The 24420-nt window shown below is 62.8% G+C and carries 25 protein-coding genes; all 25 read left to right on the top strand.

Features of this window, described 5'->3' with window-relative positions; genetic code table 11:
- The first annotated feature begins 551 nt into the window (after nt 1-551).
- The 25 genes from TZ03_RS23985 (at nt 552) to fliQ (ending at nt 24413) form a co-directional block, all read left to right on the top strand.
- Complete coding sequence (locus TZ03_RS23985) at nt 552-1481, top strand: ketoacyl-ACP synthase III (RefSeq protein WP_041505714.1); 930 nt, start codon at nt 552-554, stop codon at nt 1479-1481.
- Nucleotides 1482-1894: 413 nt separating this feature from the next.
- Entirely contained in the window at nt 1895-3652 is a 1758-nt protein-coding gene (locus tag TZ03_RS23980) for a flagellin (RefSeq protein ID WP_051100835.1), read from the top strand.
- Nucleotides 3653-3728: 76 nt separating this feature from the next.
- The gene (locus TZ03_RS23975; RefSeq protein WP_051100834.1) at nt 3729-4079 is read left to right on the top strand and encodes a flagellar protein FlaG; all 351 of its coding nucleotides are present in this window, start codon (nt 3729-3731) and stop codon (nt 4077-4079) included.
- 78 nt (nt 4080-4157) lie between these two features.
- Entirely contained in the window at nt 4158-5513 is a 1356-nt protein-coding gene (fliD, locus tag TZ03_RS23970) for a flagellar filament capping protein FliD (RefSeq protein WP_051100833.1), read from the top strand.
- Between the two features lie 79 nt (nt 5514-5592).
- Nucleotides 5593-5988 carry a flagellar export chaperone FliS gene (fliS, locus tag TZ03_RS23965; protein ID WP_051100832.1) on the top strand — a complete coding sequence of 132 codons (396 nt, stop codon included), beginning with the start codon at nt 5593-5595 and terminating at the stop codon, nt 5986-5988.
- A gap of 17 nt (nt 5989-6005) precedes the next feature.
- Nucleotides 6006-6299, top strand: a complete 294-nt coding sequence (locus tag TZ03_RS23960; RefSeq protein WP_051100831.1) for a hypothetical protein — start codon at nt 6006-6008, stop codon at nt 6297-6299.
- A 169-nt stretch (nt 6300-6468) separates the two neighbouring features.
- Complete coding sequence (gene fleQ, locus TZ03_RS23955; protein ID WP_051100830.1) at nt 6469-7944, top strand: transcriptional regulator FleQ; 1476 nt, start codon at nt 6469-6471, stop codon at nt 7942-7944.
- Nucleotides 7945-8150: 206 nt separating this feature from the next.
- Nucleotides 8151-9368, top strand: a complete 1218-nt coding sequence (locus TZ03_RS23950) for a sensor histidine kinase (RefSeq protein WP_051100829.1) — start codon at nt 8151-8153, stop codon at nt 9366-9368.
- Nucleotides 9368-10723 carry a sigma-54-dependent transcriptional regulator gene (locus tag TZ03_RS23945; RefSeq protein ID WP_051100828.1) on the top strand — a complete coding sequence of 452 codons (1356 nt, stop codon included), beginning with the start codon at nt 9368-9370 and terminating at the stop codon, nt 10721-10723. The genes TZ03_RS23950 and TZ03_RS23945 overlap by 1 nt, the downstream gene beginning before the upstream one ends.
- 222 nt (nt 10724-10945) lie before the next feature.
- Complete coding sequence (gene fliE / locus TZ03_RS23940; RefSeq protein WP_013973606.1) at nt 10946-11278, top strand: flagellar hook-basal body complex protein FliE; 333 nt, start codon at nt 10946-10948, stop codon at nt 11276-11278.
- Nucleotides 11279-11293: 15 nt separating this feature from the next.
- Nucleotides 11294-13072 carry a flagellar basal-body MS-ring/collar protein FliF gene (gene fliF, locus TZ03_RS23935; RefSeq protein ID WP_051100827.1) on the top strand — a complete coding sequence of 593 codons (1779 nt, stop codon included), beginning with the start codon at nt 11294-11296 and terminating at the stop codon, nt 13070-13072.
- Entirely contained in the window at nt 13065-14084 is a 1020-nt protein-coding gene (gene fliG / locus TZ03_RS23930; RefSeq protein WP_003254434.1) for a flagellar motor switch protein FliG, read from the top strand. Before fliF ends, fliG begins: the two co-directional genes overlap by 8 nt.
- A 109-nt stretch (nt 14085-14193) precedes the next feature.
- A complete protein-coding gene (fliH, locus tag TZ03_RS23925) occupies nt 14194-14988 on the top strand; it encodes a flagellar assembly protein FliH (RefSeq protein ID WP_051100826.1) in 795 nt (264 codons plus the stop codon).
- On the top strand, nt 14978-16333 hold the full coding sequence (fliI, locus tag TZ03_RS23920) for a flagellar protein export ATPase FliI (protein ID WP_051100825.1): 1356 nt from the start codon (nt 14978-14980) through the stop codon (nt 16331-16333). The genes fliH and fliI overlap by 11 nt, the downstream gene beginning before the upstream one ends.
- 6 nt (nt 16334-16339) lie before the next feature.
- Nucleotides 16340-16792, top strand: a complete 453-nt coding sequence (gene fliJ / locus TZ03_RS23915; protein WP_051100824.1) for a flagellar export protein FliJ — start codon at nt 16340-16342, stop codon at nt 16790-16792.
- 179 nt (nt 16793-16971) lie between these two features.
- Entirely contained in the window at nt 16972-17277 is a 306-nt protein-coding gene (locus tag TZ03_RS23910) for an STAS domain-containing protein (RefSeq protein ID WP_041505727.1), read from the top strand.
- A gap of 8 nt (nt 17278-17285) precedes the next feature.
- Entirely contained in the window at nt 17286-18977 is a 1692-nt protein-coding gene (locus TZ03_RS23905; RefSeq protein WP_051100823.1) for a fused response regulator/phosphatase, read from the top strand.
- A 48-nt stretch (nt 18978-19025) separates the two neighbouring features.
- Nucleotides 19026-19373, top strand: a complete 348-nt coding sequence (locus TZ03_RS23900; RefSeq protein WP_041505729.1) for an Hpt domain-containing protein — start codon at nt 19026-19028, stop codon at nt 19371-19373.
- Nucleotides 19374-19445: 72 nt separating this feature from the next.
- A complete protein-coding gene (locus TZ03_RS23895) occupies nt 19446-20699 on the top strand; it encodes a flagellar hook-length control protein FliK (RefSeq protein WP_051100822.1) in 1254 nt (417 codons plus the stop codon).
- 218 nt (nt 20700-20917) lie between these two features.
- On the top strand, nt 20918-21415 hold the full coding sequence (gene fliL / locus TZ03_RS23890; protein WP_051100821.1) for a flagellar basal body-associated protein FliL: 498 nt from the start codon (nt 20918-20920) through the stop codon (nt 21413-21415).
- 9 nt (nt 21416-21424) lie between these two features.
- Nucleotides 21425-22393: a flagellar motor switch protein FliM gene (gene fliM, locus TZ03_RS23885; RefSeq protein WP_051100820.1), complete on the top strand. Its 969-nt coding sequence runs from the start codon at nt 21425-21427 to the stop codon at nt 22391-22393.
- Between the two features lie 47 nt (nt 22394-22440).
- Nucleotides 22441-22908 (top strand): flagellar motor switch protein FliN, encoded by a 468-nt coding sequence (gene fliN, locus TZ03_RS23880; protein ID WP_041506422.1) that lies wholly within the window; start codon nt 22441-22443, stop codon nt 22906-22908.
- A 12-nt stretch (nt 22909-22920) separates the two neighbouring features.
- On the top strand, nt 22921-23355 hold the full coding sequence (gene fliO, locus TZ03_RS23875; RefSeq protein ID WP_051100836.1) for a flagellar biosynthetic protein FliO: 435 nt from the start codon (nt 22921-22923) through the stop codon (nt 23353-23355).
- Nucleotides 23355-24122, top strand: a complete 768-nt coding sequence (gene fliP / locus TZ03_RS23870) for a flagellar type III secretion system pore protein FliP (protein WP_051100819.1) — start codon at nt 23355-23357, stop codon at nt 24120-24122. The genes fliO and fliP overlap by 1 nt, the downstream gene beginning before the upstream one ends.
- A gap of 21 nt (nt 24123-24143) precedes the next feature.
- Nucleotides 24144-24413 carry a flagellar biosynthesis protein FliQ gene (gene fliQ, locus TZ03_RS23865; RefSeq protein ID WP_051100818.1) on the top strand — a complete coding sequence of 90 codons (270 nt, stop codon included), beginning with the start codon at nt 24144-24146 and terminating at the stop codon, nt 24411-24413.
- Nucleotides 24414-24420 lie beyond the last annotated feature (7 nt).

Raw genomic sequence — 24420 nt, 5'->3', positions numbered from 1 at the left:
GAAACAAACGTAGGAGCGAGCGCCAGCTCGCGATGCGCCGCGCGGGCGGCGCTCGGTCTCACAGGCGCTGCATATCTTGTGGTCAACGCCTGTCAGCCCTGATGCGACCCCTGTGGGAGCGGGCTTGTCCCGCGAACACCGGCAAAGCCGGTGCCATAAACCGCGTCGCCTGCTTCGCGGGACAAGCCCGCTCCCACAATGGCCCCTGTTCTCTGCGCGACAGCACAGCCCACAGGTTGTGCGTGCGGTTGAGGCCACCACAATACCTGTAGGAGCGGGCTTGCCCGCGAAGGGGCGCAAAGCGGCCCCAGCTTTTTCATGCCTGCGAAAATCCTGTCCCTCACACCCTCAGCAAGGCTTTCGTAGCATTTCAATGTGACCAATGAGTCAAAACGGTCATCTTCCCTGTATTCTATGCAGCAGCTGTTGCAGCATTTTGTTACCGGTGCGCAGGCGAGCACTGCCTTCAACCCCCAGCGGTGACGCTCCGGTATTTGGCGCCCTCAATTCATCGAGTGGTGGTCTTTGGCTGTTTTCATTGGGAAGCCAGAATGATTGGCATCAAAAGCATCGCGAGTTACGTGCCCTCCGCTGGTCTGGATAACTATGTCCAGGGTGCGAAGTTCGGCAAGGACGAAGAGTTCATGTTCGGCAAGATTGGCGCGTCGTTCCTGCCGCGCAAGGCCGAAGAGCAGGAAACCTCCGACCTGTGCGTAGAAGCCGCCCAGGCGCTGTTCGCCAGCAACCCAGACCTCGACCCGCAGTCGATCGATGCGTTGATCGTGGTCACCCAGAACGGTGACGAAGAAGGCCTGCCGCACACCGCCGCCATCGTCCAGAGCAAGCTCGGCCTGTCCACCCGCGTGGCGGCGTTCGACGTGTCGTTGGGCTGCTCTGGTTACGTGTATGGCCTTTATGCGATCAAAGGCTTCATGGAAGCGGCAGGGCTGAAGAACGGCCTGCTGATCACTGCCGACCCGTATTCGAAGATCGTCGACCCGGAAGACCGCAACACCACCATGCTGTTCGGCGACGCTGCCACGGCTACCTGGATGGGTGAAGATGCGGTATGGCAGTTGGGCCAGGCGCGTTTCGGTACTGATGGTTCTGGTGCCGAGCACCTGAAAGTCACTGATGGCAAGTTCTTCATGAATGGCCGCCAGGTGTTCAACTTCGCCCTGGTCAAGGTGCCGGCGCACCTGCACGAGCTGCTGGATGCCAGCGGGCTGAAGTCGTCGGATATCGATGCCTTCTGCATTCACCAGGGTAGTGCGGCGATTGTAGATGCCGTGGCCCGGCGCTTCGAAGAGCAGCACCCGGAGAAGTTCGTCAAGGACATGCTGGAAACGGGTAATACCGTGTCGTCCAGTGTGCCGCTGCTGCTGCAGAAGCACATGCTCGATGGCAGCTGGAAGCGCGTGGCGATCAGCGGCTTTGGTGTGGGCCTGTCGTGGGGGTCGGCCATCCTGTATCGCGACTGATCCCCAGCAGTTCAAAAAAGCGCCCGGCGGCCACCGCCCGGCGCTTTTTTTCATGCCTGAAAGAAAATCGTGGCCTTCACCAGGCCCTCCTGTGGGAGCGGGCGAGCCCGCGAAGAAGACAACTCGGTGGATGGCACCGGCTTTGCCGGTGTTCGCGGGCGCGCCCGCTCCCACAGGGGGGGGCATGGGTGTTGATGGATGGCATTCAGCCTGCATGAGAGCGGAATCTGACGCCAATAAATCGCCCTTAACCCCTTGATTTCTCGGGGCTGGCCCCATGCCAGTATTTTTTTTTCGAAAAACCCCTCAAGCAACCCGCTTACCCGACGATAACCATTACGAAGGTTCTCTAGGCCACACCCGGCTGTCGCCAGGGCCGGAAGCCGCAGTATCCATACAACGAGGAATTCGTCATGGCTTTGACCGTTAACACTAACATCACCTCCTTGGGCGTTCAGAAGAACCTGAACCGTGCTTCCGACGCGCTGGGCACCTCCATGTCCCGCCTGTCCTCTGGCCTGAAAATCAACAGCGCCAAAGACGACGCCGCTGGCCTGCAGATCGCCAACCGTCTGACCAGCCAGATCAAAGGCCTGAGCGTTGCCGTGAAAAACGCCAACGACGGCATCTCCATCGCCCAGACCGCTGAAGGCGCGATGCAGGAATCGACCAGCATTCTGCAGCGTATGCGTGAGCTGGCCCTGCAGTCGGCTAACGGCTCGAACAGCGATGACGACCGTACTTCCCTGCAGCAGGAATTTACTGCTTTGACTGGTGAGCTAACCCGTATCGCCAATACCACTACTTTCGGTGGTCGTAACATTCTGGACGGCTCGTTCCAGAATGTTGGCTTCCAGATTGGCGCCAGCGCCAATGAAACCATCTCCTTCGGAATGGGTGATATTAGCGCTACCGGCCTGAAGGGTTCGTATAGCGAAGCGAGCGTCGCTGGAGGTGCAACTCGCCTGGCTGCCAACGTAACGGGCAGCACATTTACTGGTGACGTTACTGGTGGGACGCCCGCTACTCCATACACTGCTACTGCTAATACTTTTGTAGCGCTTTCAACTGGCGATACTGTCACCCTCGATTTCGGTGGTGGTAATACCCTTACACTGGACGAAACGACCGGTGACACTGCGGCCAACGCTGCGGCAGCGATTAATGCGGCTGGCTTTGGCGTTACTGCGTCTGTAAGTGGTGGGGATCTTGCCTTCACATCCGCCTCCGCCTTTAGCATTGCAGCAGATGGCGACTTCTTAGGCTTAGATGATACTACCCCGCTTGTGGGCACTGGTGGCGCTGCTGCCGTGCCTGGCACCCCGGGTTTGGCGACCGCTGCTCAAATTAGCCTGAATGGGCAGTTGGTTGATTTCGATGCAGGCGACGACTTGGCTGATATTGTTGATGCAATCAACCTCAAGACCACTGATGCAACCGATCCGACCAAATCTACTGGGGTAACCGCTAGCGTTGATCATGGTCGCTTGGTTTTGACATCTGCTGATGGTAAAGCCGTTAACCTCACCAACGGCAGTGACGCAGCCAAAGGGCCAGGCGCTCTGGCTAAGCTTGGTTTGTCTGCCGGTTCTACCGAGGCGAAACTGAATGCTGACACTTCGATCACTCTGAATGGTATCGAAGTTAAGTTCAAAAAAGGCGATACCATGGATGCAGTGGTTTCCGCTATTAACAGTGCCAGCACTGGTGTCACTGCTAGCAAAGATCCTGCTGATAATTCCTTGAAGCTGTTCTCCGATAAAGACATCACTATCGCTGATGGTAGCAACGGTACTGGCTTGAGGGAGCTTGGGCTTACTGCTGCACCAGCGAAGACTGAAGCAGTAGCAATGGAAACCACCGTTTCCAATCTGGATATCCTTACCGCAGAAGACTCTCAGAAGGCTATCCAGGCTCTGGACGCCGCCATCGCCCAAGTCGACAGCCAGCGCGCCCAGCTGGGTGCCGTTCAAAACCGCTTCGACAGCACCGTTGCCAACCTGAACAGCATCTCGGAAAACTCCACCGCTGCCCGTAGCCGTGTGCAGGACGCCGACTTCGCTTCGGAAACCGCCGAGCTGACCAAGCAGCAAACCCTGCAACAGGCTTCCACCGCGATCCTGTCCCAGGCCAACCAGCTGCCGTCGTCGGTACTGAAACTGCTGGGCTAATTCCAAAAGCTGAGTAGTTTGACGAAGGGTACGGTGACGTACCCTTTCGTCTTTCCAGAATAAAGAGGTGTAAGACATGGATATGAGCGTGAAACTGGGCCTGTCCTATCCCGCCTCCGCTGCCCCCGACGCATCGACGAGCAAGCGGCAAGCAAACGAACAGGCAGCCAACGAACCTGCCGACAAAGAATCCAAGCCTGTAGCCAGGGCAGAACTGGAGAGTGCCGTAAATGCCATCCAAGACTTCGTCAAGGCTTCAGAGCGACAACTCGACTTTTCGATCGATGACTCCACCGGTCAGGTGGTGGTCAAGGTCATCGCCCGCCAAAGCGGCGAAGTCATCCGCCAATTGCCCTCCGAAGTGGCGCTGAAGCTGGCGGAAAACCTGAAGGACGCCAACAGCCTGTTGTTTGACACGCAGGCCTGAGTTGGCACGGCTTTTGTTTATTAGCGCACGGATGCCTTTTCGTCGGTAAACCGGCGGCAACGATTAAGGAGATGTGATATGGCGAGCTCAACCATCAGTGGGCTTGGCTCTGGCCTCGATATCAGCGGTATCGTGAAGGCGCTGGCGGACGCTGAGAAGGCGCCCAAGCAAACCCAGATCAACAACCAGACCACCACAGCCACCACGTCACTGTCAGCCATCGGCACTGTGAAGAGCGCACTTGATACCTTCCGTGCAGCCATTGCCAAGCTGAACACGGCTTCGAGCTTTTCCGGCCTGGCATCATCGTCGTCCGATGAAGCCATCGCCAAGATCAAACTGGGAGATGGGGCTTCGTCTGGCAACTATGCCCTCGAAGTTACCCAGCTGGCGACGGCTTCCAAGATCTCGACGCAGGTCTACGAAAAGACTTCGACCATCGTCAACGATTCGGGTCAATCGCAGACCCTGACCATCAGCCAGGGCAGTGCTACCCACAGCGTGACCATCGCCAACGGCGCGACCCTGCAGCAAGCCCGCGATACGATCAATGGCCAGCTACAGTCCAAGGGCATCACCGCGAACATCGTCACCGACGCCAGCGGCTCGCGGCTGATCTTCTCGTCTACCAAAATGGGTGAGGGCACCGAGCTGACGCTGGGCGGCGATGCCAGCATGGCTACGGATGTAACCACCATCGCCGAGCCGCAGAATGCAAAGTACACGCTGGACGGTCTGGAGCTGGAGTCGGCCTCCAATACTGTGACGGGCGCCATCAGTGGCGTGGACATCACGCTGGTCAAGGAAGGCAAGGCCAACCTTGCGGTCTCGAGCAATAACGATACGCTCAAGACGTCCGTGCAGTCGTTCGTCACCGCTTACAATGCGCTGATGACCACCATCAATGCCCAGACCAAGGTCACCACGGGTTCTGATGGATCCGCCACCGGTTCGGCGGCGCTGACTGGCGATGCCACCATGCGCTCGCTGGTCAACTCCATCCGCAGCGAGATCAGCCGCAGCGTCGGCAGTACCGGCCTGCGTACCTTGTCGCAGCTGGGCATCAACACCGTCCAGAAAACCGGCCTGCTGGAACTCAACGACACCAAGTGGGACGCCGCGGTCAAAACATACGGTGCCGACATCAGTGGCTTGTTCACCGGTAAGGAAGGCCTGCTCACTCGCATGACTTCCACCACCGAGGAATACGCCAAGACCGGTGGTATCCTGGCCTCTCGTCAGACCAACCTGACCAACCAGCTCAAGCAACTGGAAGAAGCGCAGACTGCTCTGGACCGTCGTATCGAGTCGCTGACCGAAACCTTGACCAAGAAATACAACGCCATGGATACAATGGTCGCGCAACTCAAGGCTACCAGCGACAGCGTCATGACCACGCTCAACGCGCTGAACAAAGCCAATAGCGACGACTGATCGCCCTAAAGAAAGCTGGAGCAGGGCCGATTACTTAGGTATGCGGCCACTGCCGCGCCAAGTTCACTGAGGATTCCCCATGCACCCGATGAGAGCCCTTCGCCAATACCAGAAGGTCAATTCCCACGCCCAGATTTCCGAAGCTACCCCGCACCGCCTGGTGCAGCTGCTGATGGAGGGCTCGCTCGACCGCATGGCCCAGGCCAAGGGTGCGATCGCGCGCGGTGACGTGGCGCAGAAGGGTGTGATGCTGGGCAAGGCCATCGATATCATCGGTGGCCTGCGTGAAGGCCTGGACAAGGAAAAGACCGACAACCCCGACGAGCTGGACCGTCTCGACAGCCTGTACGACTACATGGCCCGTCGCCTGACCCAGGCCAACCTGCACAGCGACCCGGCCATCATCGACGAAGTCGCCCAGCTGTTGATCACCGTGAAAAGCGGCTGGGACGCCATCGCTTCGGCTGAGCAATAATCCCCAAGGAGTTCCCCATGAGCGCATTGCAGCAAATCGAAGACACCCGCCTGGCCCTGAGCGAGGCCCTGCAAGCGCGCGACTGGGCAACCATCGGTGAGCTCGATCTGAGCTGCCGGGCGCTGATGGATGAAGTGCTGCAGGATGAGCAAGAAGACGAAGCCGCAGTACGGGCCAATTTGGAAGCGTTGATGGCGGTTTACCGTCAGCTAATCGACGTTGCAAGTGACGAGCGTCAATCGTTGGTCACACAAATGTCGAATATCAACCAAGCGAAACAGGCCACAAAGGTATACCATTTGTTCAGCTGACGCTGAGCGAAATAGCAAGGCGCGGCGCCATAAATTTGACTGCCTTGAAGTTTTTGACTTTACTAGCAGCTGTTTTCGAATTTCTGACGTCCGAACACTGACCATTTCAGTCGGAATGATGTCGAGCACGCCCACGAGGCGCCGATATGACTAGGGAAGTTGCTATTGCATGTGGCGTGAAACCAAGATCCTGCTGATCGACGACGACAGCACGCGCCGCCGTGACCTGGCGGTGGTGCTGAACTTTCTCGGCGAAGAAAACCTGGCATGCTCCAGCCATGACTGGCAGCAGGCGGTCGAGCCGTTGTCCTCGAGCCGCGAAGTGCTGTGCGTGCTCATCGGCACCGTGAACGCTCCGGGCAATCTTCCTGGGCTGCTTAAGACAGTGGCTGCCTGGGATGAGTTCCTTCCTGTTCTGCTTCTAGGTGAAATTTCTTCTGCAGACCTGCCGGAGGAGCTTCGCCGCCGCGTCCTTTCCAACCTGGAAATGCCGCCAAGCTACAGCCAACTGCTCGATTCGCTGCACCGTGCCCAAGTCTATCGGGAGATGTACGACCAGGCGCGCGAGCGCGGGCGCCAGCGCGAACCCAACCTGTTCCGCAGCCTGGTCGGCACCAGCCGTGCCATCCAGCACGTGCGGCAGATGATGCAGCAGGTGGCCGATACCGACGCCAGCGTGCTGATCCTGGGTGAGTCAGGCACCGGCAAGGAAGTGGTGGCGCGCAACCTGCACTACCACTCCAAGCGCCGCGAAGCGCCGTTCGTGCCGGTCAACTGCGGTGCGATCCCGGCCGAGCTGTTGGAAAGCGAACTGTTCGGCCATGAGAAGGGTGCCTTCACCGGGGCGATTACCAGCCGTGCCGGGCGTTTCGAATTGGCCAACGGCGGTACCCTGTTCCTCGACGAAATCGGCGACATGCCGCTGCCGATGCAGGTCAAGCTGCTGCGTGTGCTGCAGGAACGTACCTTCGAGCGCGTGGGTAGCAACAAGACCCAGAGCATCGATGTGCGCATCATCGCTGCGACGCACAAGAACCTTGAGACCATGATCGAGGACGGCACCTTCCGCGAAGACTTGTACTATCGGCTGAACGTGTTCCCCATCGAGATGGCGCCACTGCGGGAGCGGGTGGAAGATATCCCGCTGCTGATGAACGAGCTGATTTCGCGCATGGAGCACGAGAAGCGCGGTTCCATTCGCTTCAACTCCGCTTCGATCATGTCGTTGTGCCGGCACGGCTGGCCGGGCAATGTGCGTGAGCTGGCCAACCTGGTCGAGCGCATGGCGATCATGCACCCGTATGGGGTGATTGGTGTGTCCGAGCTGCCGAAGAAGTTTCGTTACGTCGATGACGAAGACGAGCAGATGGTCGACAGCCTGCGCAGCGACCTGGAAGAGCGCGTGGCGATCAATGGCAGCACGCCGAATTTCGGCAATCATGCGATGCTGCCGCCTGAGGGTTTGGACCTGAAGGACTACTTGGGTAGCCTGGAGCAGGGGCTGATCCAGCAGGCGCTGGACGATGCCAACGGTATCGTTGCGCGCGCGGCTGAACGTTTGCGTATTCGTCGTACCACGTTGGTGGAGAAGATGCGCAAGTACGGCATGAGCCGCCAGGGGGGCGAGGATCAGGCGGAGGGTTGATGGCCCGCCTGTGCCGGCCTCTTCGCGGGCTCGCCCGCTCCCACAGGTACAGCGCATGGCTTGAATCCTGTGCTGGCCCTGTGGGAGCGGGCGAGCCCGCGAAGAGTCCAGCATTGCCAATCCAAATCCCCCATCTCCGGCACGGCTATTGCTACACCGCTGGCACCACACCGTTTTTATGACGGTCAGCCACGCGAGAGAGCACGATGCCCCAGGCCGCCCACCTATCCCGAGCCCCCGATCCGCAGGGGCAACCCCCGGTCGAGCAGGACAGCCGCCAGGGTATCGAGCAAGCCTTTGCCCTGTTCAACCAGGTATCCAGCCAGCTGAGCCAGTCCTACAGCCTGCTCGAAGCCCGGGTCAGCGAGCTCAAGGGCGAGCTGGCGGTGGTCAGCGCCCAGCGCATCGACGAGCTCAGCGAAAAGGAACGCCTGGCCAATCGCCTGCAAAATCTGCTGGCCTTGCTGCCCGGCGGGGTGATCGTGATCGATGGCCAGGGCCTGGTGCGCGAGGCCAACCCGGCCGCCTGCGAACTGCTCGGCGAGCCACTGATCGGCCAACTGTGGCGCCAGGTGATCGCCCGCAGCTTCGCCCCACGCAAGGATGATGGCCACGAAGTTTCGCTGCGCGACGGCCGTCGCCTGTCGATCGCCACCCGCTCGCTGGATGCCGAGCCCGGCCAGTTGGTGCTGCTCAACGACCTGACTGAAACCCGTCGCCTGCAAGACCAACTGGCCCGCCACGAGCGCCTGTCATCGTTGGGGCGCATGGTCGCCTCGCTGGCTCACCAGATCCGCACGCCGCTGTCGGCAGCCATGCTCTACGCCAGCCACCTGGCCGACCCTGAACAAGACTTGAACCCGCAGACCCGCCAGCGCTTCGCCGGCACCCTGAAGGAGCGCCTACACGAACTGGAACACCAGGTGCGCGACATGCTGGTGTTCGCCCGTGGCGAGCTGCCGCTGGGTGACCGCGTAACCCCGAAAGCCTTGTTCCAGGCTCTGCAGCAGGCGGCCCAGGCCCATGTTCAGGGGCATGCCGTGCGCTGGCAGTGCGACAGCCACCTGGGTGAGCTGCTGTGCAATCGCGACACCCTGGTCGGTGCCTTGCTCAACCTGATCGAGAATGCCCTGCAGGCCAGCGACGGTCCGGCGCGGCTGAAGGTGCATCTGTTCCGTCGTGAGCACACTTTGCACCTGTGCGTGAGCGACGCCGGCAGTGGCATCGACGCCGACTTGCTCGGTCGCCTGGGCGAGCCGTTCCTGACCACCAAGGCCACCGGTACCGGGCTGGGCCTGGCCGTGGTCAAGGCCGTGGTGCGGGCGCACCAGGGCACGCTCTGCCTGCGCTCGAAGGTTGGCCGCGGCACCTGCGTGCGGGTGGAGCTGCCGTTGATCGACGGGCAGTTGGCGGAGGGCGTGTAATGGCAATCAAGGTGCTGCTGGTCGAGGACGACCGCGTATTGCGCCAGGCGCTGGGCGATACCCTGGACATCGGCGGTTTCGCCTACCAGGCGGTGGGCAGTGCTGAAGAAGCGCTGGAAGCTGTGCTGGAGGAAGCCTTCAGCCTGGTGATCAGCGATGTGAACATGCCCGGCATGGATGGGCACCAACTGCTGGCCCAACTGCGCCGCCAGCAGCCGCAGTTGCCAGTGTTGCTGATGACCGCGCACGCTGCGGTGGAGCGCGCTGTCGAGGCAATGCGCCAGGGCGCCGTCGACTACCTGGTCAAGCCGTTCGAACCCAAGGCACTGCTCAGTCTGGTCGAGCGGCATGCCGCAGGGCGTGTGACTGGCGAAGAAGGCCCGGTGGCCTGCGAACCGGCCAGCCGTCAGTTGCTGGAGCTTGCCGCGCGGGTGGCGCGCAGCGACTCGACCGTACTGATTTCCGGTGAGTCCGGTACTGGCAAGGAAGTGCTGGCGCGCTTCATTCACCAGCAGTCACCGCGAGCGGCGCAGCCCTTCGTGGCGATCAACTGCGCGGCGATTCCCGACAACATGCTCGAGGCCACCTTGTTCGGTCATGAGAAGGGCGCCTTCACCGGTGCCATCGCTGCCCAGGCTGGCAAGTTCGAGCAGGCCGAAGGCGGCACCTTGCTGCTCGACGAAATCTCGGAAATGCCCATGGCCTTGCAGGCCAAGCTGTTGCGCGTGCTGCAAGAGCGTGAAGTGGAGCGGGTAGGTGGGCGCAAGCCGATCAGCCTGGACATCCGCGTGCTGGCTACCACCAACCGTGACCTGGCCGGCGAGGTAGCGGCCGGGCGCTTCCGTGAAGACCTGTTCTATCGCCTGTCGGTGTTCCCTCTGGCCTGGCGGCCGTTGCGCGAGCGCCCGGGTGACATCCTGCAACTGGCCGAGCGCCTGCTGGCGCGGCATGTGGCCAAGATGAAGCACGCGCCGGTGCGCTTGTCGCCCCAGGCTCGCGCCTGCCTGCAGGCGCATGCATGGCCGGGCAACGTGCGTGAACTGGACAACGCCTTGCAGCGGGCGTTGATCCTGCAACAGGGCGGAGTGATTGAAGCGGCGGATTTCTGTCTGGCAGGTGCCATTCCATTGTCGGCTGGCACAGGGCTATCACCTGAGGCGGCTGTTGAAGCCAGTGGCCTGGGTGACGACATGCGCCGCCACGAGTATCAGATGATCATCGACACCCTGCGCGCCGAGCGCGGCCGCCGCAAAGAAGCTGCCGAACGCCTGGGCATCAGCCCGCGTACCTTGCGTTACAAGCTGGCGCAGATGCGCGATGCTGGGTTTGACGTCGAGGCCAGCCTGTTCGGCTGATTCACACCGTATCCAGCTGCTGCGCGATCCTCTGTGGGAGCGGGTTCACCCGCGAACACCGGCGAAGCCGGTGCCATGCACCGTGTCGCATTCTTCGCGGGTGAACCCGCTCCCACAGGGGGCAGTGTTGCCTGAGCTGTATAGGCTGGCACCTTTGTTGCTTTACCTAGGCATCCGCCGCATGCGCGTCAAAAAAATGCGGCTGCAGGAGAGAGAAGGGTCATGAGCCAAGGTGTTGAATTCAATCGTCTGATGTTGGACATGCGGGCCATGCAGGCCGATGCCATGTCGCTGCCCAAGGTGGCCGCTGCCCCTGAGCTGGCGCCGGGGCAGAGTACCTTTGCCGATATGCTCGGCCAGGCCATCGGCAAGGTGCATGAGACGCAGCAGGCTTCGACCCAGCTGGCCAACGCCTTCGAGATCGGCAAGAGCGGCGTCGACCTGACCGATGTAATGATCGCATCGCAAAAAGCCAGTGTGTCCATGCAGGCCCTGACCCAGGTACGCAACAAGCTGGTCCAGGCGTACCAGGACATCATGCAGATGCCGGTTTGAGGACGGACGTAAAACATGGCTGAAGCAGTCGTCGACAACGCCCCTGCCAAAAGTGGCCCTGCAGCGCCCAAGCCGCCGCTGTTCGGCATGGCGTTTCTGGAAAACATCTCGCAGATGCCCATGCTGCGTCAGATTGGACTCATGGTCGGTCTGGCCGCCAGCGTGGCGATCGGTTTTGCCGTGGTGCTGTGGTCGCAACAACCGGATTACCGGCCGCTGTATGGCAGCCTGTCGGGCATGGACACCAAGCAGGTCATGGACACCCTGGCCGCTGCCGATATCCCCTACAACGTCGAGCCCAATTCCGGCGCTCTGCTGGTCAAGGCCGACGACCTCTCCCGTGCGCGCCTGAAACTCGCAGCCGCTGGCGTGGCGCCGAGCGATGGCAATGTCGGCTTCGAGTTGCTCGACAAGGAGCAGGGCCTGGGTACCAGCCAGTTCATGGAGGCCACCCGTTACCGTCGCAGCCTGGAAGGCGAACTGGCCCGTACCGTGTCCAGCCTGAACAACGTCAAGGCCGCGCGCGTGCACCTGGCTATCCCGAAAAGCTCGGTGTTCGTGCGTGACGAGCGCAAGCCCAGCGCCTCGGTCCTGGTCGAGCTGTACCCGGGCCGTGCCCTGGAAGCGGGGCAGGTGATGGCCATCGTCAACCTGGTCGCGACCAGCGTGCCAGAGCTGGACAAGTCCCAGGTCACCGTGGTCGACCAGAAGGGCAACCTGCTGTCCGACCAGATCCAGGACTCCGCACTGACCCAGGCCGGCAAGCAGTTCGACTACAGCCGCCGTGTGGAAAGCATGCTTACCCAGCGTGTGCACAACATCCTGCAGCCAGTGCTGGGCAATGACCGCTACAAGGCCGAAGTGTCCGCTGACCTTGACTTCAGCGCGGTCGAGTCGACCTCCGAGCAGTTCAACCCCGACCAGCCGGCGCTGCGCAGCGAGCAGTCGGTCGACGAACAACGTGCCAGCAGCCAGGGCCCGCAAGGCGTGCCGGGTGCGCTGAGCAACCAGCCGCCAGGCGCCGCGTCGGCACCACAGACCACCGGTGGCGCCGCCACCCCGGCTGCGGCCATTCAGCCAGGCCAGCCGTTGGTGGATGCCAACGGCCAGCAGATCATGGACCCGGCCACTGGCCAGCCGATGCTCGCGCCGTACCCGTCGGACAAGCGCCAGCAAAGCACCAAGAACTTCGAGCTGGACCGCTCCATCAGCCACACCCGCCAGCAACAGGGGCGCATGACCCGCCTGTCGGTGGCGGTGGTGGTGGACGACCAGGTCAAGATCGACCCGGCCACCGGCGACACTACCCGTGCGCCATGGGGTACCGAGGACCTGGCGCGCTTCACCCGCCTGGTACAGGACGCGGTCGGCTTCGATGCCAGCCGTGGCGACAGCGTGACGGTGATCAACGTGCCGTTCGCCGCCGATCGTGGCGAAGAAATTGCCGACATCGCCTTCTACCAGCAACCGTGGTTCTGGGACATCGTCAAGCAGGTGCTGGGCGTGGTGTTCATCCTGGTGCTGGTGTTCGGCGTACTGCGGCCGGTGCTCAACAACATCACAGGGGGCGGCAAGCAGGCTGCCCCGGATAGCGACATGGAGCTGGGCGGCATGATGGGGCTGGATGGCGAACTGGCCAGCGACCGCGTCAGCCTGGGTGGCCCGACAAGCATTCTGCTGCCTAGCCCGAGCGAGGGTTACGAGGCACAGCTCAACGCAATCAAAGGCCTGGTGGCCGAAGACCCGGGCCGTGTTGCCCAGGTCGTGAAAGAGTGGATCAACGCCGATGAGTGACAACCGAGCCGTTACCGCCAAGCTGAGCCGTGTCGACAAAGCGGCGATCCTTCTGCTCTCGCTGGGCGAGACCGATGCTGCCCAGGTGCTGCGGCACATGGGGCCCAAGGAAGTGCAGCGGGTGGGCGTGGCCATGGCGCAGATGGGCAATGTGCACCGTGACCAGGTCGAACAGGTGATGAGCGAGTTCGTCGACATCGTCGGCGACCAGACCAGCCTGGGCGTGGGCTCTGACGCCTACATCCGCAAGATGCTCAACCAGGCCCTGGGCGAAGACAAGGCCAATGGCCTGGTCGACCGCATCCTGCTCGGTGGCAACACCAGCGGCCTGGACAGCCTCAAGTGGATGGAACCGCGCGCCGTGGCCGACGTGATCCGCTACGAGCACCCGCAGATCCAGGCCATCGTGGTCGCCTACCTGGACCCCGACCAGGCCGGTGAAGTGCTGAGCAACTTCGACCACAAGGTGCGCCTGGACATCGTCTTGCGCGTGTCGTCGCTGAACACTGTGCAGCCGGCGGCGCTGAAGGAACTGAACCAGATCCTCGAGAAGCAGTTCTCGGGCAACTCCAACGCTGCGCGCACCACCCTGGGCGGCATCAAGCGTGCCGCCGACATCATGAACTTCCTCGACAGCTCGGTGGAAGGTGCACTGATGGACGCGATCCGCGAGATCGACAGCGACCTGTCGGAGCAGATCGAAGACCTGATGTTCGTCTTCAACAACCTGGCCGACGTCGACGACCGTGGCATCCAGGCGCTGCTGCGCGAAGTGTCGTCCGACGTGCTGGTGGTGTCGCTCAAGGGCGCCGACGAACGGGTCAAGGACAAGATCTTCAAGAACATGTCCAAGCGCGCCTCGGAACTGCTGCGCGACGACCTGGAGGCCAAGGGGCCGGTACGGGTCAGCGACGTGGAAACGGCGCAGAAGGAAATCCTCACCATCGCCCGTCGTATGGCCGAGGCCGGCGAGATCGTGCTCGGCGGCAAGGGCGCCGAGGAAATGATTTAAGCGGCAAGCTACAAGCTACAAGCTACAAGAAACAGCAGCCCTCACGCAGCCTGCTTTTTCTTGAAACTTGCCGCTTGAAGCTTGCAGCTATGACCCACAGGCATTACCAATGTCCACCAAAGAACATCACCCCAGCGACCTGATCCGCGCCCGCGACCTCGAGGGCGTGGACGTGTGGGCGCTGCCCAGTTTCGACCCGCAACCAGCGCCCGAACCCGAGCCTGAGCCGGAACCCGAGGTGGTCGAGGAAGAAATCGAGGAAGTACCGCTGGAAGAAGTCCAGCCGCTGACCCTCGAAGAGCTCGAAGCCATCCGCCAGGAGGCCTACAACGAGGGCTTCGCCACCGGTGAGCGTGAGGGCTTCCACAGCACCCAGCTCAAGGTCCGCCAAGAGGCCGAAGAGGCCCTGAAGGCCAAGCTGGGCAGCCTCGAACGGCTGATGGCCAACCTGATGGAACCGATCGCCGAGCAGGACACGCAGATCGAGAAAACCCTGGTACACCTGGTGGCGCACATGACCCGTCAGGTGATCGGCCGTGAGCTGCGCAACGATTCCAGCCAGATCACCCAGGTGCTGCGCGAAGCGCTCAAGCTGCTGCCCATGGGCGCGGACAATATCCGCATCCACCTCAACCCGCAGGACTTCGAGCTGGCCAAGGCCCTGCGCGAACGCCACGAGGAAAATTGGCGGCTGCTGGAAGACAGCGCACTGCTGCCCGGTGGCTGCCGTATCGAGACGGCCCATAGCCGCATCGATGCGAGCATGGAGACGCGCATCGAGAAGGCCGTGGCGCAGTTGTTCGATCAGTTGCACGACCATTCCCTGCACCCGGCAGCGCCAGATATGTCGGTAGACCTGGACGCCCCGGTCGAGCGTACCGTGGACAGCCCTGATGCACCTTAAGCGCACCAGTTTCGGCAAGCGCCTCGGTAGCTATGCCGAGGCCATCGAACTGCCGGCCCAGCCCATCGTCGAAGGCCGCCTGCTGCGCATGGTCGGCCTCACCCTGGAAGCCGAAGGCCTGCGCGCGGCAGTGGGCAGCCGCTGCCTGGTGATCAACGACGACAGCTACCACCCGGTGCAGGTCGAAGCCGAAGTGATGGGCTTTGCCGGGCCCAAGGTGTTCCTCATGCCGGTCGGCAGCATCGTCGGCATCGCCCCGGGCGCCCGGGTGGTGCCGCTGGATGACGGCGGCCGCCTGCCCATGGGCATGAGCATGCTCGGCCGGGTGCTCGACGGTGCCGGCCGTGCCCTGGATGGCAAAGGCGGGATGAAGGCCGAGGACTGGGTGCCGATGGACGGCCCGGTGATCAACCCGCTCAACCGCGACCCCATCAGCAAGCCGCTGGACGTGGGTATCCGCAGTATCAATGGCCTGCTGACCGTGGGTCGCGGCCAGCGCCTGGGCCTGTTTGCCGGTACCGGCGTGGGTAAATCGGTGTTGCTGGGCATGATGACCCGCTTCACCGAAGCCGAAATCATCGTGGTTGGCCTGATTGGTGAGCGGGGCCGCGAGGTGAAGGAGTTCATCGAGCATATCCTCGGTGAAGAGGGGCTCAAGCGCTCGGTGGTGGTGGCCTCGCCCGCGGACGACGCGCCATTGATGCGCCTGCGCGCTGCCATGTATTGCACGCGCATTGCCGAGTACTTCCGCGACAAGGGCAAGAACGTGCTGTTGCTGATGGACTCGCTGACCCGTTTCGCCCAGGCCCAGCGGGAGATTGCCCTGGCCATCGGCGAGCCGCCGGCAACCCGGGGTTACCCGCCATCGGTATTCGCCAAGCTGCCCAAGCTGGTGGAGCGCGCGGGCAACGGCGAGCCGGGCGGCGGTTCGATCACCGCGTTCTACACCGTGCTGTCCGAAGGCGACGACCAGCAGGACCCGATCGCCGACTCGGCGCGCGGTGTACTTGACGGTCACTTCGTGCTGTCGCGCCGGCTGGCCGAGGAAGGCCATTACCCGGCCATCGACATCGAAGCTTCGATCAGCCGGGTCATGCCCCAGGTGGTCGATGCCGATCATTTGCGCCAGGCACAGAAGTTCAAGCAGCTGTGGTCGCGCCTGTCGCAAAGCCGCGACCTGATCAGCGTGGGTGCCTATGTGGCCGGCGGCGACCCGGAGACCGACCTGGCCATCGCCTTGCAATCGAAACTGGTGGAGTTTCTGCGCCAGGGCCTGCGCGAGAACGTGGGCATGGCGCAAAGCCGCGAACAGCTGGGGGCGATCTTCACGCCCCCGGCAGGTTGATAGGCCATGGCGCTACCCGGACGTGCCGCGCGCCTGGCGCCGGTGGTGGACATGGCCGAAGAGGCCGAGCGCAAGGCGGCCCAGCGCCTTGGGCATTTCCAGCAGCAGGTGGCCACGGCCCAGGCCAAGCTGGCCGAGCTGGAGCGCTTTCGCGAGGATTACCAGTTGCAGTGGATCAACCGCGGCGGACAGGGGGTGAACGGTAGCTGGCTGGTCAATTACCAGCGCTTCCTCGGGCAGCTGGAAACGGCGATGACCCAGCAGCGCCAGAGCCTGGTCTGGCACCAGAACAACCTCAATAACGCCCGTGGTACCTGGCAGCAGGCCTATGCCCGGGTGGAGGGCTTGCGCAAGCTGGTGCAGCGATACATGGATGAAGCCCGGCGTGCCGAAGACAAGCGCGAGCAGCGCCTGCTGGACGAGCTGTCCCAGCGCCTGCCGCGGCAAAACCATTTTTGAATCTGTATTGGCCCCTTGTGGGAGCAACTGTCTTGTATTGCCTGGACTGGCCTCATCGCCGGCAAGCCAGCTCCCACAGGAGTTCGCGCTGCATGTGGGCGCCGTGTTCTTGCCTCCCATGCCATCGCCTGCTAAACCTTCAAGAAGCTGTATTCGCCATCATCGAAGGAATCGCTAGCATGGCAGTCGAGACTGTTTTTTCGCAGGACGGGAAAAAGCTGACGATCAAGATCAAGGGGCGCTTCGATTTCGGCAAGCATCAGGAATTTCGTGACGCCTACGAACGCCAGTCCAGCCGGCCAGATTCGGTGGTCGTCGACCTGAAGGACACCACCTACCTCGACAGTTCCGCGCTCGGCATGCTGCTGTTGCTGCGTGACCACGCGGGCGGCGATGAGTCGGATGTGCGCGTGGTGCATGCCAGTTCCGACGTGCGCAAGATCCTCGCCATTTCCAATTTCGAAAAACTCTTCGATATCAGTTGAGCGCCAACATGCCACCCGAGCAGGCGTTGACCGTGCTGGTCGCCGAAGACGGTGCCGCCGATCGCCTGCTGTTGGCGCAGATCGTCCGTCGCCAGGGCCATCAGGTATTCACCGCAGAAAACGGCGCGCAAGCGGTGGCGCTGTTCGTCGAGCGCCGCCCGCAGCTGGTGTTGCTGGATGCGCTGATGCCGGTGATGGACGGCTTCGAGGCGGCGCGGCAGATCAAGGCTCTGGCCGGCGAGGCGCTGGTGCCGATCATTTTCCTGACTTCGCTGAACGAGGAAGAAGGCCTGGTGCGCTGCCTGGAGGCCGGCGGCGATGATTTCATGGCCAAGCCTTATAGTGCGGTGATCCTCGGCGCCAAGATCCGCGCCATGGACCGCCTGCGCCGGCTGCAGGCTACCGTGCTGCAGCAACGCGACCAGATTACCCGGCACCACCACCACCTGCTCAACGAACAGCGGGTGGCCAAGGCGGTGTTCGACAGGGTGGCCCATTCCGGCTGCCTGGGCGCGCCCAACATCCGCTACCTGCAATCGCCCTATGCGCTGTTCAATGGCGACCTGATGCTGGCCGCGTTCACCCCGGCTGGCGACATGCGGGTGCTGCTCGGCGACTTCACCGGCCACGGCCTGCCCGCAGCGGTGGGAGCCATGCCGCTGGCCGAGGTGTTCTACGGCATGACGGCCAAGGGCTACGGCATGGCGCAGATCCTGCGCGAGATGAATGCCAAGCTCAAACGCATCCTGCCGGTGGACATGTTCTGCTGCGCGCTGCTGCTCAACCTCAGCATGCAGCGCGGTACGGTGGAAGTGTGGAACGGCGGCATGCCCGATGGCTATCGCCTGTCGGCGGGCGGCCAGGTGCTGTCTACGCTGAGTTCGCGGCACCTGCCGCTGGGTATCCTGGCCCCCGAGCGTTTCGATGACAGCACCGAAGTGCTGCCGCTGGCGCCGGGCGAGCGCCTGCTGTTGCTGTCGGACGGCGTGCTCGACACCGCCGACGACCAGGAGCGCCTGTTCGGCGTCCGGCGTCTGCGCGCAGTGCTGGCCGACAACCGCGACCCGGCGCGGCTGTTCGACGAAGTGATGCAGGCGCTGGAGCGCTTCGGTGGGCGCCCGCGCGATGACATCAGCCTGTGCGACATCCGCATGTTCAGCGCTGAGGAGCGGGTGCCGGCGCCAATGATCTACTCTGATAGCGGGCGCTCCAGCCCGCTGGATTGGTCGTTGCAGTTCGAGGTGCGCGGGGAAAGCCTGAAACGCTTCAACCCGGTGCCGTACCTGGTGCAGTTATTGCAGGAAATCCACGGCCTGCGCGCATGCACCGGCAACCTGCACAGTGTGCTCAGCGAGCTGTATTCCAACGCCCTGGAACATGGCGTGCTGGGCCTGGATTCGCAGCTCAAGCGCGATGTGCAGGGCTTTGCCGACTATTATCAGGAGCGCGCCCGGCGCCTGGGTTCGCTGACAGACGGTTTCGTGCGCATCGACTTCAAGGTTGAACCGCATGCCGGTGGCGGGCGTCTGATGATCGAGGTTCGCGACAGCGGCGCAGGCTTCGATGTGCAGCAGGTGTTGTCGCGGCCTTCGCTGGAGCAGGGCCTGAGCGGGCGCGGCCTGAACCTGGTGCGGCGGCTGGCCAGCAACGCGCTGTGGAGTGAGGGCGGCCGTTGCGCGCAGGTGGAGTTCGTATGGTGAGCCACGGGTTGGCTCGGGCATAATCTGGCTTGATCAAGGAGTGAGCAAGTGACCGACATGCATATTGACCACAAGGTACTCAGTGACCTGCGTGAAGTCATGGAGGATGGCTACCTGCAGTTGGTGCAGACCTTCCTGGACGACTCCGAGCGGCGCCTGGGCCAGTTGCACGCGGCCAGGAGCGCCGCAGAGCTCGGCTCGGCTGCCCACAGTTTCAAGGGCAGTAGCAGCAACATGGGCGCGGTGACGTTGGCCAGTCTGTGCCAGCAGCTGGAAGAGCGCGCGCGGCGGCCCCCGCTGTATGGCATCGAAGACCTGATCAACCGCATCGACCAGGAATTCATCGAAGTGCAGCGCTTCTACCGCGGCGAGCAACAACGTATTTCTGCAGGCTGACAGGTGACTTGGCGCGAGTCTTGCCTGTTTCTGGCCAGATGATTTTTTTGTTTCTGGCGCGGAGATCGCTCAATGCCTGTCGCACCTAACCCATTGTTGCAAGCCAACGCCCTTGCCAACGCTTCGCGTTCGGCCGCCGTGCAGGTGGATAAACCGCTGCAGGCGCTGGGCGACAAGGGCGATGGCTTTGGCCAGGTGATGGCCAGGCAGGGGCGCGACAAGGCCGCTGCGCAGGACGACAAGGTCGCCCAGGCCAAGCCCAAGGACAAGCCTGAAGCGGCAGCGGGCGGCAAGAAAAACCCCGCCGACAGCAGTGCAGTTGCCGATGACGGCAACAAATTGCCAGCCGACGACTCAGCCCAGGCCGATACCGGCCTGCGTGATGCCAGCCTGGTGGCTGGCCAGGTCACCGATGCCCAGCCTGGCGCGCAGCTGATCCAGGCCCAGGCCGAGGCGGTGGCACCGGTGCTGCAGGCCGCCACGGCGCAGGCGCAGGTTACGGCAACCCTGCCTGAGGAGTCGGTGGCCGAAGAAGCCTTCGACCCTGATGCCGACCCGTTGGCCAACCTGCCGACCTTGCGCCTGGCGCTGGAGCACAGTGCCCAAGCCAAGGGTGGCAGCTCGGCGCATGCGCTTGACCCTTCCCAGCTCCAGCGCGAGGATGGCCAGGCAGCCGTCAATACCTTGGCGAATCTGCTCGAGAATGCCGAAGGCGAAAGCGGTGAGCCCGGAGACAAGGCCTTCGGCGCCTTGCTCGAAGATGGCCTGAAGGACACCAAGAGCGCCAGCAGCGACACGCGCATCGATGATTTCGCCAACCGCCTGGCCAGCCTGACCCAGGCCGCCACGGCCAAGACCGCCAACGCCGCCAGCCCGTTGCACCAGCCGTTGCCGATGAACCAGAACGCCTGGGCCGAGGGCCTGGTCAACCGGGTCATGTACCTGTCCAGCCAGAACCTGAAGTCGGCGGATATCCAGCTGGAGCCGGCAGAGCTGGGCCGCCTGGACATTCGCGTCAATGTTGCGGCGGACCAGGCCACCCAGGTTACCTTCATCAGCGGCCACGCCGGTGTGCGCGACACCCTCGACAGCCAGCTGCACCGCCTGCGCGAGCTGTTCGCCCAGCAGGGGCTGGCGCAGCCGGATGTCAACGTGGCCGACCAGTCGCGCGGGCAACAACAGCAGCAGGGGCAGGCGCAGGGCAGCAATCTGTCCGGGGTGGCGGCGCGGCGGGCCGAGCAGGGTGGTGGCGAGGTTGTCGATAGCGCCCGGCCTGTGGAGCATCAGGTGGTTGTCGGCGACAGTGCGGTTGATTACTACGCCTGATAACGGGTTGCCTGTTCCGGCCTCTTCGCGGGCTCGCCCGCTCCCACAGGGATTTCATCGATTTCGAAACCTGTGCAGTACCTGTGGGAGCGGGCATGCCCGCGAAGAAGACAGCACCGCAAATCCTGCTGAAACCGAGCTTCTGAATAATCTGGCATAACACTTGCTCAAGCCACGTCATCCTCCCTTGAACCCCCGATGGACGACGGATTATTGGCATGGCGAAGAGCGAAGCAGTCAAAGACCCCGCCACTAAAGGCAAACTCAAGCTGATCCTGCTGGCGGTAGTGGGCCTGTTGCTGGCGGTCGGCCTTTCGGTGGGCGCTACCTGGTTCATCATGCACAAGAGCGAGCCAGCCTCGGCCGCCGAACCTGCGGCCGGCAACGCCAAGCCTGCGGCCATCTACGAGGCGCTGACCCCGGCCTTCGTGGTCAACTTCAATCAGAACGGCCGCCAGCGCTACATGCAGGTGAGCATCACCCTGCAAGCGCGCAACCAGGCCGACCTGGATGCGCTCAAGGTGCACATGCCGGTGATCCGCAACAACCTGGTGATGATGTTCTCCGGGCAAGGCTTCGACACCCTGGCCAGCAGCGCGGTAGGGCAGGAGATGCTGCGCCAGAAGGCCACCGCGGTGGTCCAGGAAGTGGCGCAGAAGGAAGTCGGCAAGCCGGTCATCGACCAGTTGCTGTTCACCAATTTCGTATTGCAGTAGGAGTCCGCAATGGCCGTACAGGACCTGCTGTCCCAGGATGAGATCGATGCCCTGCTGCATGGCGTCGACGATGGGCTGGTGCAGACCGAGAGCGAATCCGAGCCTGGCAGCATCAAAAGCTACGACCTGACCAGCCAGGACCGTATCGTGCGGGGTCGCATGCCGACCCTGGAAATGATCAACGAGCGCTTCGCCCGTTACACCCGTATCAGCATGTTCAACCTGCTGCGTCGCTCCGCCGACGTGGCGGTGGGGGGCGTGCAGGTGATGAAGTTCGGCGAATACGTGCACTCGCTGTACGTGCCGACCAGCCTCAACCTGGTCAAGATCAAGCCGTTGCGCGGCACTTCGCTGTTCATCCTCGACGCCAAGCTGGTGTTCAAGCTGGTGGACAACTTCTTCGGCGGCGATGGTCGCCACGCCAAGATCGAAGGCCGCGAGTTCACCCCGACCGAACTGCGCGTGGTGCGCATGGTGCTGGACCAGTGCTTCGTCGACCTCAAGGAAGCCTGGCAGGCGATCATGCCGGTCACCTTCGAGTACATGAACTCCGAGGTCAACCCGGCCATGGCCAACATCGTCGGCCCCAGCGAGGCGGTGGTGGTGTCCACCTTCCACATCGAGCTGGACGGCGGTGGCGGCGACCTGCACGTGACCATGCCGTACTCGATGATCGAGCCAGTGCGGGAAATGCTCGATGCTGGCTTCCAGTCCGACCTGGACGACCAGGACGAGCGCTGGGTCAAGGCCCTGCGCGAGGACGTGCTGGACGTGGCCGTGCCGCTGAGCGCCACGGTTGCCCGGCGCCAGCTGAAGCTGCGCGACATCCTGCACATGCAGCCTGGCGACGTGATCCCGGTGGAGCTGCCCGAGCACCTGGTGCTGCGCGCCAACGGCGTGCCGTCGTTCAAGGCGCGCCTGGGTTCGCACAAGGGCAACCTGGCGCTGCAGATCATCGACCCGATCGAACGCCGCTGACGGTGTGCCGGTCGCTCATAACGAATTGAATGCCTGTCGAGGAAACCATGGCTAACGAAAACGAGATCACCTCCCCAGAGGACCAGGCGCTGGCCGACGAGTGGGCCGCGGCACTGGAAGAAACCGGCGCAGCTGGCCAGGCCGACATCGATGCCCTGCTGGGGGGCGATACCGCCAGCACCGGCGGCCCGGGCCGCCTGCCGATGGAAGAGTTCGCCAGCTCGCCGAAGCCGAACGAAAACGTCAGTCTCGAAGGCCCGAACCTGGATGTGATCCTGGATATCCCGGTGAACATTTCCATGGAAGTGGGCAGCACCGAGATCAACATCCGTAACCTGCTGCAGCTCAACCAGGGCTCGGTGATCGAGCTCGATCGCCTGGCCGGCGAGCCGCTCGACGTGCTGGTCAACGGCACGCTGATCGCCCATGGCGAAGTGGTGGTGGTCAACGAGAAGTTCGGCATCCGCCTGACCGACGTGATCAGCCCCAGCGAACGTATCAAGAAGCTGCGCTGAGTGAAGGGTTCGATGCGCGCCATCGCGGCGTTCGCGGCGCTGCTCGCCAGCCAGGCCTGCCTGGCGGCAGCCACGCCGGCGGCGGCCCCGGCGGCCGCGCCTGGCAGCCTGGGCGGGCAGTTGGCACAGATGGTCTTCGGCCTGCTGCTGGTGGTCGGCCTGATCTTCTTCCTGGCCTGGCTGCTGCGGCGCATGCAGGGGGTGGCGGTGAAAGGCGGGCAGGTGATCGAGATCATCGGCAGCCGCGCCATCGGCCCGCGTGACCGCTTGTTGCTGGTGCAGGTGGGCAAGGAGCAGATCCTGCTCGGCCATACCCCTGGCAGCATCGAGGCCCTGCATGTACTGGCCGAACCCGTGGAAGTGCCAGAAAGCGCCCGCCAGGCGACGCCGGAGTTTGCCCAGCGGCTGATGGAGCTGATGGGCAAGGACCCTAAGGACAAGAAGTGATGAGGGGCGCGTTGCGTACGTTGTTGAGCTCGTTATTGGCTGTGGCGCTGCTGCTGGCTGCGCCACTGGCCCTGGCCGCCGACCCGCTGTCGATCCCGGCCATTACCCTGTCCAATACCGCGGACGGGCAGCAGGAGTATTCGGTCAGCCTGCAGATCCTGCTGATCATGACAGCGCTCAGCTTCATCCCGGCGTTCGTCATCCTGATGACCAGCTTCACCCGCATCATCATCGTGTTCTCGATCCTGCGCCAGGCCCTGGGCCTGCAGCAGACGCCGTCGAACCAGATCCTTACCGGCATGGCGCTGTTTCTGACCATGTTCATCATGGCGCCGGTGTTCGACCGGGTGAACCAGGATGCGCTGCAGCCGTACCTGAAGGAGCAGATGACCGCCCAGCAGGCCATCGACAAGGCTCAGGTGCCGCTCAAGGACTTCATGCTGGCGCAAACCCGGCAAAGCGACCTGGACCTGTTCATGCGCCTGTCCAAGCGCACCGACATCGCTGGCCCCGACCAGGTGCCGCTGACCATCCTGGTGCCGGCGTTCGTCACCTCGGAGCTCAAGACCGCGTTCCAGATCGGCTTCATGATCTTCATCCCGTTCCTGATCATCGACATGGTGGTGGCCAGTGTGCTGATGGCCATGGGTATGATGATGCTGTCGCCGCTGATCATCTCGCTGCCGTTCAAGATCATGCTGTTCGTGCTGGTCGATGGCTGGGCGCTGATAATGGGCACCCTGGCCAGCAGTTTCGGCGGCGTCTGACGCCGTCAAGGAGAGCCGCCGATGACACCTGAAGTAGCTGTCGACCTGTTTCGTGATGCCCTGTGGCTGACCACCCTGATGGTCGCCGTGCTGGTGGTGCCGAGCCTGCTGGTGGGCCTGATGGTGGCGATGTTCCAGGCCGCCACGCAGATCAACGAACAGACCCTGAGCTTCTTGCCGCGCCTGTTGGTGATGCTGGTCACGCTGATCGTCGCCGGGCCGTGGCTGGTGCAGAAGTTCATGGAGTACATCACCAGCCTCTACACCAACATCCCGCATCTCATCGGTTGACGTGGCG

This window comes from Pseudomonas sp. 10-1B (genome assembly GCF_000935045.1).
Taxonomy (GTDB): domain Bacteria; phylum Pseudomonadota; class Gammaproteobacteria; order Pseudomonadales; family Pseudomonadaceae; genus Aquipseudomonas.
Note: the sequence above shows the minus strand (reverse complement) of the source record. Positions and strands in the feature narration are given on the sequence as shown.